This window comes from Streptomyces sp. NPDC002104 (genome assembly GCF_053593795.1).
This window is the reverse complement of the sequence record NZ_JBSFDF010000014.1, coordinates 43,238-55,915: the sequence shown is the minus strand read 5'-3', so window position 1 is coordinate 55,915 and position 12,678 is coordinate 43,238. Positions and strand designations below refer to the sequence as shown.

General features: G+C 72.5%; 16 protein-coding genes. 11 read left to right on the top strand and 5 right to left on the bottom strand.

Translation table 11 applies throughout. The features are described 5' to 3' along the window. Positions 1-47 precede the first annotated feature (47 nt). From ACWCP2_RS15095 to ACWCP2_RS15060, 8 genes are all read left to right on the top strand, one after another. Positions 48-1,646 (top strand): ABC-F family ATP-binding cassette domain-containing protein, encoded by a 1,599-nt coding sequence (locus ACWCP2_RS15095; RefSeq protein ID WP_450909014.1) that lies wholly within the window; start codon positions 48-50, stop codon positions 1,644-1,646. A gap of 350 nt (positions 1,647-1,996) precedes the next feature. Further along, a complete protein-coding gene (locus tag ACWCP2_RS15090; RefSeq protein WP_327307398.1) occupies positions 1,997-2,218 on the top strand; it encodes a helix-turn-helix domain-containing protein in 222 nt (73 codons plus the stop codon). 180 nt (positions 2,219-2,398) lie between these two features. Further along, on the top strand, positions 2,399-3,178 hold the full coding sequence (locus ACWCP2_RS15085; RefSeq protein WP_450909013.1) for an enoyl-CoA hydratase/isomerase family protein: 780 nt from the start codon (positions 2,399-2,401) through the stop codon (positions 3,176-3,178). A gap of 280 nt (positions 3,179-3,458) precedes the next feature. Further along, positions 3,459-3,896 (top strand): Asp23/Gls24 family envelope stress response protein, encoded by a 438-nt coding sequence (locus ACWCP2_RS15080; RefSeq protein ID WP_450909012.1) that lies wholly within the window; start codon positions 3,459-3,461, stop codon positions 3,894-3,896. Positions 3,897-3,906: 10 nt separating this feature from the next. Beyond that, entirely contained in the window at positions 3,907-4,143 is a 237-nt protein-coding gene (locus tag ACWCP2_RS15075; RefSeq protein ID WP_450909011.1) for a hypothetical protein, read from the top strand. After that, positions 4,140-4,508 carry a hypothetical protein gene (locus tag ACWCP2_RS15070; protein ID WP_450909010.1) on the top strand — a complete coding sequence of 123 codons (369 nt, stop codon included), beginning with the start codon at positions 4,140-4,142 and terminating at the stop codon, positions 4,506-4,508. Before ACWCP2_RS15075 ends, ACWCP2_RS15070 begins: the two co-directional genes overlap by 4 nt. Next, on the top strand, positions 4,505-5,035 hold the full coding sequence (locus tag ACWCP2_RS15065; protein WP_450909009.1) for a DUF6286 domain-containing protein: 531 nt from the start codon (positions 4,505-4,507) through the stop codon (positions 5,033-5,035). The genes ACWCP2_RS15070 and ACWCP2_RS15065 overlap by 4 nt, the downstream gene beginning before the upstream one ends. An 11-nt stretch (positions 5,036-5,046) precedes the next feature. Then, on the top strand, positions 5,047-5,580 hold the full coding sequence (locus ACWCP2_RS15060; protein WP_450909008.1) for an alkaline shock response membrane anchor protein AmaP: 534 nt from the start codon (positions 5,047-5,049) through the stop codon (positions 5,578-5,580). Positions 5,581-5,602: 22 nt separating this feature from the next. Here ACWCP2_RS15060 and ACWCP2_RS15055 read toward each other — a convergent pair whose 3' ends face one another. The 5 genes from ACWCP2_RS15055 to ACWCP2_RS15035 all read right to left on the bottom strand — a co-directional run bounded on the left by ACWCP2_RS15055 (position 5,603) and on the right by ACWCP2_RS15035 (position 9,549). Then, positions 5,603-6,358, bottom strand: a complete 756-nt coding sequence (locus tag ACWCP2_RS15055; protein ID WP_450909007.1) for an SDR family oxidoreductase — start codon at positions 6,356-6,358, stop codon at positions 5,603-5,605. Between the two features lie 10 nt (positions 6,359-6,368). Continuing rightward, positions 6,369-7,166 (bottom strand): SURF1 family cytochrome oxidase biogenesis protein, encoded by a 798-nt coding sequence (locus ACWCP2_RS15050; protein ID WP_450909006.1) that lies wholly within the window; start codon positions 7,164-7,166, stop codon positions 6,369-6,371. A gap of 92 nt (positions 7,167-7,258) precedes the next feature. Further along, entirely contained in the window at positions 7,259-7,492 is a 234-nt protein-coding gene (locus ACWCP2_RS15045) for a hypothetical protein (protein WP_254383890.1), read from the bottom strand. 152 nt (positions 7,493-7,644) lie between these two features. Continuing rightward, complete coding sequence (locus ACWCP2_RS15040; protein ID WP_450909005.1) at positions 7,645-8,634, bottom strand: DEDDh family exonuclease; 990 nt, start codon at positions 8,632-8,634, stop codon at positions 7,645-7,647. A 291-nt stretch (positions 8,635-8,925) separates the two neighbouring features. Further along, positions 8,926-9,549: a TetR/AcrR family transcriptional regulator gene (locus ACWCP2_RS15035; protein ID WP_450909004.1), complete on the bottom strand. Its 624-nt coding sequence runs from the start codon at positions 9,547-9,549 to the stop codon at positions 8,926-8,928. A 126-nt stretch (positions 9,550-9,675) separates the two neighbouring features. On the opposite strand from ACWCP2_RS15035, the gene ACWCP2_RS15030 reads away from it, so the two are divergent. From ACWCP2_RS15030 to ACWCP2_RS15020, 3 genes are read left to right on the top strand one after another with little or no spacing between them, the layout of a single operon-like run. Continuing rightward, on the top strand, positions 9,676-10,473 hold the full coding sequence (locus ACWCP2_RS15030; RefSeq protein WP_399377049.1) for an acetoacetate decarboxylase family protein: 798 nt from the start codon (positions 9,676-9,678) through the stop codon (positions 10,471-10,473). Position 10,474: 1 nt separating this feature from the next. Beyond that, positions 10,475-11,359 (top strand): SDR family NAD(P)-dependent oxidoreductase, encoded by an 885-nt coding sequence (locus ACWCP2_RS15025; protein ID WP_450909003.1) that lies wholly within the window; start codon positions 10,475-10,477, stop codon positions 11,357-11,359. Positions 11,360-11,371: 12 nt separating this feature from the next. Next, a complete protein-coding gene (locus ACWCP2_RS15020) occupies positions 11,372-12,658 on the top strand; it encodes an amidohydrolase family protein (RefSeq protein WP_450909002.1) in 1,287 nt (428 codons plus the stop codon). Positions 12,659-12,678 lie beyond the last annotated feature (20 nt).

The window sequence follows — 12,678 nt, the reverse complement described above, 5'->3', positions numbered from 1 at the left end:
GCGTCCTGCCCCCCTTCCGCCGTCCCGACCCGCCCTGGAGTATTTCCGTGATCACCGCCACCGGCATCGAGCTGCGCGCCGGCGCCCGCATCCTCATCGAGAACGCTTCCTTCCGCGTCGCCAAGGGCGACCGCATCGGCCTCGTCGGCCGCAACGGAGCCGGCAAGACCACCCTCACCAAGTGCCTCGCCGGCGAGGGAACCCCGGCCGGCGGCAGCATCGCCCGCTCGGGCGAGGTCGGCTACCTCCCGCAGGACCCGCGCACCGGCGACCTCGACGTCCTGGCCAGCGACCGGATCCTGTCCGCGCGCGGGCTCGACGTCCTGCTCAAGAAGATGCGGGCGAACGAGGAGCGCATCTCGTCGGGCTCCGGCGCCACCCGCGAGAAGGCGATGCGCCAGTACGAGCGCCAGGAGACCGAGTTCCTCACCAAGGGCGGGTACGCCGCCGAGTCCGAGGCCGCGACCATCTCCGCCGCCCTCGGCCTGCCCGACCGGGTGCTCGGCCAGCCGCTGCACACCCTCTCCGGCGGTCAGCGCCGCCGCGTCGAGCTCGCCCGGATCCTCTTCTCGGACGCCGACACCCTGCTCCTCGACGAGCCGACCAACCACCTCGACGCCGACTCGATCGTGTGGCTGCGCGACTACCTGAAGACCTACCGCGGCGGCTTCATCGTCATCTCCCACGATGTGGACCTGGTGGAGACGGTCGTCAACAAGGTGTTCTACCTGGACGCCAACCGCGCCCAGATCGACGTCTACAACATGGGCTGGAAGCTCTACCAGCAGCAGCGCGAGGCCGACGAGAAGCGCCGCAAGCGCGAGCGCCAGAACGCCGAGAAGAAGGCCGCGGCGCTGAACTCGCAGGCCGACAAGATGCGCGCGAAGGCCACCAAGACCGTCGCCGCCCAGAACATGGCCAAGCGCGCCGACCGCCTGCTGGCGGGCCTGGACGCCGTCCGCGTCTCCGACAAGGTCGCCAAGCTGCGCTTCCCGGACCCGGCGCCCTGCGGCAAGACCCCGCTGACCGCCGAGGGCCTGTCGAAGTCCTACGGCTCGCTGGAGATCTTCACCGACGTCGACCTGGCCATCGACAAGGGCTCCCGCGTGGTCATCCTCGGCCTCAACGGCGCCGGCAAGACCACGCTGCTGCGCCTGCTCTCGGGCACCGAGAAGCCCGACACCGGCACGGTCGTCCCCGGTCACGGCCTCAAGCTCGGCTACTACGCCCAGGAGCACGAGACCCTGGACCCGGAGCGTTCGGTCCTGGAGAACATGCGCTCCTCGGCCCCGGACCTGGACCTGGTCTCCGTACGCAAGACGCTCGGCTCGTTCCTCTTCTCCGGCGACGACGTGGACAAGCCCGCGGGCGTCCTGTCCGGCGGCGAGAAGACCCGCCTGGCCCTGGCGACGCTGGTCGTCTCCTCGGCCAACGTGCTGCTGCTCGACGAGCCCACCAACAACCTCGACCCGGCCAGCCGCGAGGAGATCCTGGGCGCCCTGCGCACGTACAAGGGCGCCGTCATCCTCGTCACCCACGACGAGGGCGCGGTCGAGGCGCTGGAGCCGGAGCGGATCATCCTGCTCCCGGACGGCGTCGAGGACCTGTGGGGTCCGGACTACCGGGACCTCGTCGCACTCGCCTGAGGTGCTTCCGCTTCCGTGATCCTTTGCTTATGGATCATTCGGCTCAGGCGTGATCCATCATCTGAGTGAGACGGTCTCATACCGATCCGTGCGTGACGAAGGCCCCGGCCGCATCTTCCAGGAGATGCGGCCGGGGCCTTCCGCTTCCGCTCTCCGGCCCCTGACCTGCCGATTCATACCGGCCGAGCGGAAATGTGACGGAGGTCATGCAGCGGAAGAGAAGATTCCGTTCTGCTCATGTGTCCACGCCTGAAGAAATGACGCCCTACCACCTTGCTGAATGGGTGGCCAGGAAGCCGGGGAGGGGTGATCATGAGAAGTCAGAGCGCACTTCCCATGAGGAGGCACGGGTGGCCGAAACTCTGAAGAAGGGCAGCCGGGTGACCGGCGTCGCGCGCGACAAGCTCGCGGCAGACCTGAAGAAGCAGTACGACTCCGGTGCGAGTATCCGGGCGCTGGCCGAATCGACCGGCCGGTCCTACGGATTCGTCCATCGGATGCTCAGTGAGTCCGGAGTCACGCTGCGTGGTCGCGGTGGCGCGACGCGCGGCAAGAAGGCGGCTACGGCCTGACCATTTGGTTCTCCATGGTTCCCCATGGTTCCAACGGTTTTCCGTAATCAGCTTCACGGTTCCAGTTCCACCGTCCTTCGGTGACCCCCCGGTCGGCTCCATGGCCGGCTGGGTGGTTACTGTGCAGTCACTTAGGCCGAGATCGCGGCCGAACGACGGCACGACACCGGAGGCACACAGATGGCTCTGCTCGACAAGGACGGCGTACGGCTCACCGTCGACGACACGGTCGCCACGGTGACATTGACCAATCCCGCCAAACGAAACGCTCAATCCCCCGCGCTCTGGCGGGCGTTGACGGAGGCTGGAAGGTCATTGCCGGGCACCGTCCGGGTCGTCGTGCTGCGCGGCGAAGGGCAGTCCTTCTCCGCAGGGCTCGACCGGCAGGCGTTCACCCCCGAAGGCTTCGAGGGCGAGCCGTCCTTCCTCGACCTGGCGCGCGGGTCGGAGGAACTGCTCGACTCCACCATCGCCGAGTACCAGGAGGCGTTCACCTGGTGGCGGCGCAACGACATCATCTCCGTGGCCGCCGTTCAGGGGCACGCGATCGGTGCCGGTTTCCAGCTTGCCCTCGCGTGCGATCTGCGCGTCGTCGCGGACGACGTGCAGTTCGCCATGCGCGAGACCGGGCTGGGCCTGGTGCCCGACCTCGGCGGCACCCAGCCGCTGACCTCGGCGGTCGGCTACGCCCGCGCGCTCGAAATCTGCGCGACGGGCCGCTTCGTCCACGCCGAGGAGGCGGAACGGATCGGCCTCGCCAACCTGGTCGTCCCCGCGGGCGAGCTCGACGCGGCCGTCCAGGACCTCACCACCGCACTGCTGGCTCCGCCGCGCGATGCGGTGACCGAGACGAAGGCACTGCTGCGCGGTGCGGGTGCCCGCTCGTACGACGACCAGCGGGTCGCGGAGCGTGCCGCCCAGGCCCGCCGCCTGCGGGACCTGGCGGGCCTCTCCGACTAGCCGCGCCGCCGCGGCACGGGGCCTGCCCCCGGATCCCCGCGCCTCACAGCACGTCCGGGCCTTTCCAGCCGTCCGGCGTGTGAGGACCGGGGTCCGGGGCGCAGCCCAGGTCCTTTCGGGTCCGGGCGGCGCCCGGGGAACGGTGGAAGGGCGGGTAGGGGACCTCGCCCCCGCAGGGCCGGCCCTGCGCAGCCGGGCACCGGCGGGCCGCGTCGGGAGGGGCGCCTGCCCGGACCGCGGCTTAACGTGGTCGGGGGCCCACCGCGCGAAGGGGTACGAGATGACCGAATCCGCCGCCACAGGCAGCAGCACCGCCAAGCCCCCCGCCGACCGTGGCCGCACGAGCATCGCCGACGGCGTCGTCGAGAAGATCGCCGGCCTGGCCGCCCGCGAGGTGGTCGGCGTCCACGCCATGGGCAGCGGCAGCGGCCTCTCCCGTACCTTCGGCGCCGTCCGCGACCGCGTCCCCGGCGGGGCCAAGTCCACCGTCAGCCGCGGCGTGAAGGCGGAGGTCGGCGAGGTGCAGACCGCCCTCGACCTGGAGATCGTCGTGGATTACGGAGTGTCGATCCGGGACGTGGCCCGGGCCGTCCGTGAGAACGTCGTCTCGGCGGTGGAGCGGATGACCGGTCTGGAGGTCGTCGAGGTCAACATCGCGGTCAGCGACGTCAAACTGCCGGACGAGGACGACGAGGAGCCGGAGTCCCGACTGCAGTAGAGGAGCCCGCATGAGCATGTCGGTCGTCGGCCTGGTGGCCGGCATGGCGCTGGGGTTCGCCGGGTACTTCGGCGGCTTCGGAGCGTTCCTCCTGGTGGCCGCGCTCGGCGCCATCGGCTTCGTCCTGGGCCGGTTCCTCGACGGGGACCTGGAACCCGGGGACTTCTTCCGCCCCCGGGGCCGCCCCGGCGACCGCGACCGCGACCGCAACCGGGAGCGCGACCGCGACCGGGACCGCGACCGATGAGTACCCCCCGCCCCGCCCCGCCGCGGGTGCCCGCCGCCGAGCGGGGAGCGACCCGGATCGCCGACCGGGTCGTCGCGAAGATCGCGGCCCGGGCCGCGCGGGAGGCGCTGACCCGGCCCGCCCCGGACGCCGCCCCGCCGCACGCCACCGTCACCGTGCACCACGACATCGCCCGCGTACGGGTGGCCCTGGAGCTGGCCTACCCCTCCGACCTCGCCGCCCAGTGCGCGGCCGTCCGCCGCCAGGTCGCCCTGCGCGTCGAGCAGTGCGCACAGATGGCCGTACCCGAGGTGGACGTGGACATCGAGCACCTGCGCCCCGCGCGGGGACGCCCCGCCGCCGGTCCGGACCGGCGGGTCCGGTGAGCGCCCGCTTCCGGTCGCCCCGGCGGATTCCGGCGGCCCTGGGGGCGTGCGCCGTCCTCGGGGTGGCGGGGCTGTTCCTGTACGACCTGGCGGCGGTACGGGCCCACCGCCCGGGCATGCGCTGGCGCGACGAGCTCTCCCGCGCCCTGGAACGGCACACACCGGCCGACCCCGGCGTGCTGATCGGCGGCGCGGTCCTGGCCGTCGCCGGGGCCGTGCTGCTGCTGTACGCCCTCACCCCCGGCCTGCGCGGCATCCTCCCGATGGCCTCCGGGCACCCGCAGGTCCGGGGAGGGCTCGAACGCAAGGCCGCCGCGCAGGTGCTGAGGGACCGGGTCATGGAGGTGTCCGGAGTGCGGTCGGTGCGGGTCAGGGTGGGCCGGGCCGGCATCGGGGTCCGGGCGGAGTCCCACTTCCGCGATTTGGACGACGTACGGGCCGATCTGGACGCGGTACTGGCCGTCGGCGTCGAGGAACTGGGCCTGGCCCGCGAGGTGCGGCCGAGGGTACGGGTGAACCGCCGGTGACCCTCGGGAGGGTGAACCGGGTCCTGCTCGCGCTGCTCGGACTGGTCCTGCTGGCTGCGGGGGTGTCGGTGCTGACCGCGACCGGGCCGTTCGAGGGCCGCCACGCACCCCTGCTGGCCCCGCACGGTCCGGGCCGGCCGGCGCCCTGGTGGGCGGTGCTCGCCGCGCTCGGGGTGTGCGTCCTGCTGGCCCTGTGGTGGCTGCTGTCCCAACTGCGCCGGGCCCGGCTCGCGGCGGTGCTGGTGGACACCGGGGACGGGGCGTTCGCGGTGCTGCGCGGCCGGGCCCTGGAGGAGGCCGTCGCGGCCGATGTCCAGGAGGCCGTGGAGGGCGTGGCACGGTGCCGGGTCACCCTGTGCGGGCGGCGCGGGGCCCCGGCCCTGCGGGTCGCCCTGGAGCTGGACCCGCACGCGGTGCCGGCCGACGTACTGGCGGCCCTGGCCGGCCCGGTGCTGGGCCGGGCCCGCGCCTCGGCGGCGCTCGCGGCCCTGCCGGCGGAGGCCCGGCTCCACGTCACCCCCCGCCGGGCGCGGCGGGTGACGTAGGCCGTCCGTCCGCGACGCGTGCTCAGAAGCCGTGCCGCGAGCCGCCGTCCACCGGGAGCATGACGCCGGTCAGGTAGGAAGCCGCCGGGGACAGCAGGAACGCCGCCGAGCGGCCGAACTCCTCCGGGGTGCCGTAACGCCGCAGCGGGATGCCGGCCTCGTTGCGGGTACGGGCCAGGTCCGCGTCCCCGGACAGGGCGTCGAGCTCGCGGACCCGGTCGGTGTCGATGCGGGCGGGCAGCAGGCCGACCACCCGGATGCCGCGCGGGCCCAGTTCCACGGAGAGCGACTTTGCGAAGCCGGCCAGGCCGGGGCGCAGGCCGTTGGAGATGGTGAGTCCGGGGATCGGCTCGTGCACGGAGCCCGACAGGACGAAGCCGATGACCCCGCCGTCGGAGAGCTCGGCGGCGGCCGCCCGCGCGAGGCGGACCGCGCCGAGGAACACCGACTCGAAGGCGGCCGCCCACTGTTCGTCGGTGTTGTCCGCCGCCGAACCGGGGGCCGGACCGCCGACGCTGATGAGGATGCCGTCGAGGCGGCCGAAGTGCTCCCGGGCCGCGGCGACGAGCCGGGCGGCGGCTGCGGGGTCGGAATTGTCGGCGGCCACGCCGACCGCGTTCGGGCCCAGCGCCTTGGCCGCGGCCTCGGCGCGCGCGGCGTCCCGGCCGGTCAGCAGCACCTTCGCGCCGTCGGCCGTCAGTTCGCGGGCGGAAGCGTAGCCGAGGCCCCTGGTGGCGCCGGTGACCACGTAGACACGGTCCTTCAGTCCAAGATCCATGCCCGACACGCTACGCGGTCGTCACGGGCTCCCGCTCGGAAGTGGCGGCGGAAGCCGCGGCCGCCGCATCACGGTCGCGCTTCTCGCGCCGTACGAGCACGATCCAGCCCACCGGCACCGCGAAGGTGAACAGCCACCACTGGATCGCGTACGCCATGTGCGGCCCGATCGAGTCGTGGTCGGGCTCGGCGACGGCCTCGGGCTTCCCGCCGGCCGGGACCGGGGCGGTGAGTTCCAGATAGCCGCCGAGGACGGGCTTGCCGAGGTACCGCGCCTGCTGGGCGCTGTTGATCAGCATCACCTGGCGGTCCGGCAGTCCCTTGCGGTCCTTGATGCCGCTGCCGCCGCTGGTCTCGTCGGCCTTCAGCCGCCCGGTGACCGTGACCTCGCCGGCCGGCGGGGCCGGCACCGGCGGGTAGGCGCGCGGGTCGTCGCCGCCCGCGACCCAGCCGCGGTTGACGAGCACGACCCGGCCGTCGGCCAGGACCAGCGGGGTGAGGACGTGGAAGCCGACCTTGTCGTCGTTGTCGGTGCGCATGCGCACCACGACCTCGTGCGCGGAGTCGTACGTACCGGTGGCGGTCACGGCACGCCAGTAGTCGGCGCGCGGGACCACGTGGCCGGGGGAGGTGACCTCGGTCATGGGGACCGGCTTCGCCCGCAGGTTCGCGTCGATCAGCTGGTTCTGCGCGACCCGGTGCTCATGACGGTGGAACTGCCAGAACCCCAGCTTGATCATCGCGGGGATCAGGGCGAGGCCGATGAGGGTGAGGCACACCCACTGCCGGGTCAGCACAAAGCGGTACACGCCCACGACGGTACCCCCAGCGGCGAGGACCCCGGCGGCCGGGTGGCCGTCCGGGGTCGTGGCGGGGGAGGGAGGGGAGGACGGGACGGGAGTCAGACGCGGTCGGTGATGCCCACCTTCCCCTCCGCGCGGGCGCAGTGCCCTCCGCAGAACCACTGTCCGTCGGCCTCGACGCCCTGCCCGATGATCTGGACCCGGCAGTGCTCGCAGATGGGCGCCATGCGGTGAATGGCGCAGGAGAAGCAGTCGAAGACGTGCACAGCACCCTGTGCGTGGACTTCGAAGGACATGCCGTAATCGTTCCCGCAGACTTCGCAACGTGCCATGCGCGGCATGCTGCGCAGGCCGGACCGCCGGAACAAGATCCACCGGGGTGAGTCGCCGAGCGTGCACCCGGGCGGCCCAACGGGCCGGCCTCCGGCTCTCGCCGGTCCCCGCCGCCGGCTCTCCGCCGCTCCCCGCCGCTCGCCGCCGCCGGTCAGTCCTGCGCCGGAGCCACGTCCCGCAGCAGTTGGGTGAAGGCCGCCTCGTCGACGACGGGGGTCCCGAAGGACTTCGCCTTCACCGTCTTGGAGGTCGAGGAGTCCGGGTCGTTCGTCACGAGCAGGCTGGTGAGCCGGGACAGGCTCGTCGCGACGTGCAGGCCCGCCTCCACGGCGCGGTCCTCCAGCAGCTCCCGGTCCACGGAGGTGTCGCCGGAGAAGGCGATCCGCATGCCCTGCTTGAGCGGGGTGCCGTCCACCCACCGCCCCGGGTTCGGGTACGGGCACGGCGGCCGCTTGCGCGACGGCCGCCAGCTCGACCCGGCGTTCCCCCCGCCCGCCCCGTAGGAGGCCTGGTACCCGACGCGCGGGGCGGCGGGCGTGTCCGACCACTCCGTCAGCGGCCGGCATTCCAGCAGGGGCAGCCGTACGTTGTCCCGCGCGGCCGCGTGCAGCGAGGGACGGAACGCCTCCGCGAGGACCCGGGCGTCGTCCAGCGCGTGGTGGGCGCGCTGCTGGACCACGCCGAAGTGCGCGGCGAGCGACTCCAGCTTGTGGTTGGGCAGCGGGAGGTTCAGTTCCTTCGACAGGGCGATGGTGCACAGCCGCTGGCGCACCGGAGCGGTGGCCTCGGCCCGCGCGTACTCGCGGGCGATCATCTGCCAGTCGAAGATCGCGTTGTGCGCGACCAGCACCCGGTCGGCGAGCCGGTCCGCGAACTCCTCGGCGATGTCCTTGAAGAGCGGCGCGTCCTGGAGCATGTCGCTGGTCAGACCGTGGATCCACACGGGGCCGGGGTCCCGGAGCGGGTTGACCAGCGTGTACCAGTGGTCCTCGACGTTGCCCTGAGCGTCGAGCCGGTAGACGGCGGCGGAGATTATCCGGTCGTCGCGAGCGAGCCCGGTGGTCTCCACGTCGACGACCGCGTACCCCTGTGGGTACGCGGTCGGCCACATCGTCTCTGCGGTCGTACGGTCGGCGAGCATGGTCACAGAGGATATCGGCCCGCGCCGACACCCGTGGCCCGATGCCCCTTCGGCCCGGCCCGACCACGAGGGCCCCGGCCGTCACCCGGGCGAAGGACCCGGGCACTTCGGCAGGTCCGGGGAAGAGCCGGCAGGCCGTCCCCGAACCTTCCCCGGGAGCCGCGCCCGCGTGGGTCGGCGCCAGGAACGCGCGCTTCCCGGCGGCCGGTTGGGCCGCCTCCGCGCCCGCGCCCGCGGGGCCCCGCGCTGCCCGGGTCCAGGTCCACGTACGCGGTGGCGCCGGCCGAGGAATTAACCGCCCGGCGCCAGCAGGGCCCGGACCAGGGCCCTCAGGGTCAGCTGGAACAGCCGTTCCGGGTCCACCGGCCGGGCCAGCGCGCGGGCCAGCGGGGGGTCGTGCGGGGCGTCGGCCGGGTCCCAGAGCTCGCTCTCGGCGGGGGACTGGGCGGGGGAGCGTTCGCGATTGCGCTCGACCAGGACGAAGCCGATGATCTGGAACTGGATCGCCCGCACCGCGTCCGCGGCCCGGGCCCCGCGCAGGCCCGCCGCGTGCACCTCGTGGACGAGGGCCTGCTGGGCGGGCAGGAACATCCGGTCGGTGAGGCCGCGCTCGTGGACCATGGCGATCAGGTGCGGGCGCCCGCGCAGCTCGCGGCGCAGGATCCGGGCGACCGAGACGATCCGGTCGCCGGGGTTGCGGCCGGCCGGCCGGATGGCGCCCACCTCCTCCACGGTCCGCTCCACGAGGGCGTCGAGCAGGGATTCGCGGTTGCCGACGTGCCAGTAGATGGAGGTCACCGCGGTGCCCAGCTCGGCGGCGAGCTTGCGCATCGTGAGGGCGGCCGGGCCGTGCTGTTTGACCAGGGACGCGGCGGCGTCCAGTACCTCCGCGCGGGTCAGCGTGGTTCTGGTCATCGTGTCCGCCCCAACTTTCTGTCGATCCGTCAGATCGGTTACGTGCACGGGTCTTTACCCTTCATCGGCAGCGGTGTAACTGTGTTACAGAACCGACTGCGTCCTAGACGAAGGATGGTGCGATAGATGGCACGCGTACGGTACGGAGCGCGCACCGAGGCCGAGATCGCCGCTTCGCGCGAGAAGAGTTCCAAGCTCCCCGACATCTGGTCCACCGGCGTGGTGGCCGTCTGGGAGACCGACCCGGACGTGGTGGCGGCGGTCCTGCCGCCGCCGCTGAAGCCCACGGAGCGGCCCCTGGTGCGGGCCAACATCAGCAAGGTGGACCTGCCCGGCTACCCGCTCGGCGCCGGTTCCGTGGCCGTCGCCGCCCAGCACGACGGGGTCGAGGGCTGGTACCCGCTGGTCATGCCGATGAGCATGGAGCGTGCCCTGATCGGAGGCCGCGAGGTCTTCGGCGAGCCGAAGAAGCTCGGCGAGATCACCGTGGAGCGCGAGGGCCTGGTCGTCCGGGCCTCGCTCGCCCGGCACGGGATCGCCTTCGTCGAGGTGCGCGGGGCGGTGGACCGCGAGCTGCCGCTGCCCGAGCCCACCGTGAAGACCGACTTCTACTTCAAGTTCCTTCCCGCGGTCGACGGTTCGGGCTTCGACGCCGATCCGGTGCTGGTGCACTGCACCCGCAACGAGAAGGTCCGCAAGCTGGAGCACATCACCGGCGACGTGGTGCTGCGCGAGTCCATGTTCGACCCCATCGCCGACCTCCCCGTACGCCGCCTCGTCGAGCTCACCATCGGCGAGAAGACCACCGACCAGCGGGGCAGGGTCGTCGAGCGGGTCAGCGCCCAGGCCCTGCTCCCGTACATCCACCAGCGCTACGACGACCCGATGCAGATCCTCGACGGACCGCCCGAGGGGAGTGTGTGACATGCGGCTCGAACCCGGACAGGTGGCCGTCGTCACCGGCGCCGCCAGCGGCATCGGCCTCGCCATGGCCCGCCGCTTCGCCGCCGAGGGGCTGAAGGTGGTCCTCGCCGACGTGGAGGAGGGGGCCCTGCGCAAGGCCGCCGACGAACTCGCCGCCGAGGGCGCCGAGGTGCTCGCCAGGATCGTCGACGTCAGCGACCGGGACTCCGTGCTCTCGCTGGCCGACGCGGCGTACGAGACCTTCGGCGCCGTGCACGTCCTGTGCAACAACGCGGGCGTCGGCTCCGGAGCCGAGGGCCGCATGTGGGAGCACGAGCCCAACGACTGGAAGTGGGCCTTCTCCGTCAACGTCTGGGGCGTCTTCCACGGCATCCAGGCCTTCGTCCCCCGCATGATCGCGGCCGGCGGCCCCGGCCACATCGTCAACACCTCCTCCGGCGACGGCGGCATCGCCCCGCTGCCCACCGCCTCGGTCTACGCCGTCACCAAGGCGGCCGTGGTGACCATGACCGAGTCGCTCTACGCCCACCTCAAGGCGGAGGGCGCGCAGATCGGCGCCTCCGTGCTCTTCCCCGGACCGCACATGCTGCGCACCGGCCTGTGGGAGTCGCACCGCAACCGGCCCGAGCGGTACGCCAAGGAGCGACCGCGCAAGTCCCCGTACCGCAGCCTCGACCAGTACGAGACCGCCATGAGGAAGGCCGGTCACGAGGTGAACTTCACCCCCGTCGAGGACGTCGCGGACCACGTCGTGGACGGGATCCGCGCCGACCGCTTCTGGATGCTGCCCGACAGCGAGCACAGCGACCGGCAGATCCGCGCCCGGTCGCAGTCGATGCTCGACCGCGCCAACCCCGCCTACCTGGAAAGCTTCATCCTCGACTGAGGAGCCTCAATCGTGAGTGCGTACGAAGACCCGTACCTGATCATCTCCTCCGACTGCCACGCGGGGCTGCCCACCGAGCAGTACCGCCCCTACCTGGACCGCGCCTTCCACCCGCAGTTCGACGAGTTCCTCGGCCAGCGCGACGCCCGGCGCGCCGAGGCCACGAAACTGGGCGTGCGCAACGAGGCCTTCGCCGAGAAGTGGTTCCACGACCACGAGGAGGGCCTCAAGGGCGGCTGGGACGTCGGCCAGCGGCTGAAGGAGCTCGACGGCGACGGGGTGGCCGCCGAGGTCGTCTTCCCCGACGCGGACGCCGTGGACAGCCAGACCGCCGCCCCCTTCGGGGTGGGCCTCGGCCTCTCCGGCGACCAGGACCCCGAGCTCGGCATGGCCGGCGCCCAGGCGCACAACCGGTGGCTCGCCGAGTTCGTGTCCGAGAACCCCGAGCGGCACTGCGGGGTCGCCCTGCTGCCCATCACCGGCGAGCCCGACAAGGTCGTCGCCGAGATATACCGGGCCAAGGCCTCCGGGCTCGGCGCCCTGATGATCCCGGCCATGTGGGTGGACAAGGCCCCGTACCACGACCGCCGTTACGACCCGGTGTGGGCGGCGGCGGCCGAGACGCGGATGCCGATCGTCACCCACTCCGGCTCCTCGCCGCGCCACGAGTACGGGGACCACCTGGGCATCTTCGTCTCCGAGGTCACCTGGTGGCCGGCCCGCCCGCTGTGGTTCCTGCTCTGGTCCGGGGTCTTCGAGCGGCACCCGGGCCTCAAGTTCGGCGTCGCCGAGTCGGGCTGCTGGTGGCTGCCGAACCAGCTCTGGTTCATGGACCGGCTCTACCTCGGCGCCCACGGCGGCAAGAAGCTCTCGCCGTTCGAGGAGCTGAAGCGGCCGCCGAGCGAGTACCTCGACCGGCAGGTGTTCGTCTGCGCGACCAACACCAAGCGGCGCGAGCTGGCCCAGCGCTACGAGATCGGCGTGGACAACATCCTGTGGGGCTCGGACTTCCCGCACCCCGAAGGGACCTGGCCGAACACCCGCGGCTGGCTGAAGAACACCTTCCACGACATCCCCGTCGAGGAGACCCGCCGGATGCTGGGCCTGGCCGCCGCCGAGGTCTTCGGCTTCGACACCGAGAAGCTGGCGCCGATCGCCCGCCGCATCGGCCCCACCCCCGCCGAGCTCGGCCAGAGCGCGGACCAGCCGGCCGTCGAAGCCTCCTGGGCGCGCTCGCGCGAGGTGGGCCGGCACTGGCTGACCGACCACGACTTCCCGGTGCTGGGGGTGAACCCGTGAGCCCCGACAGCCCCGACGGC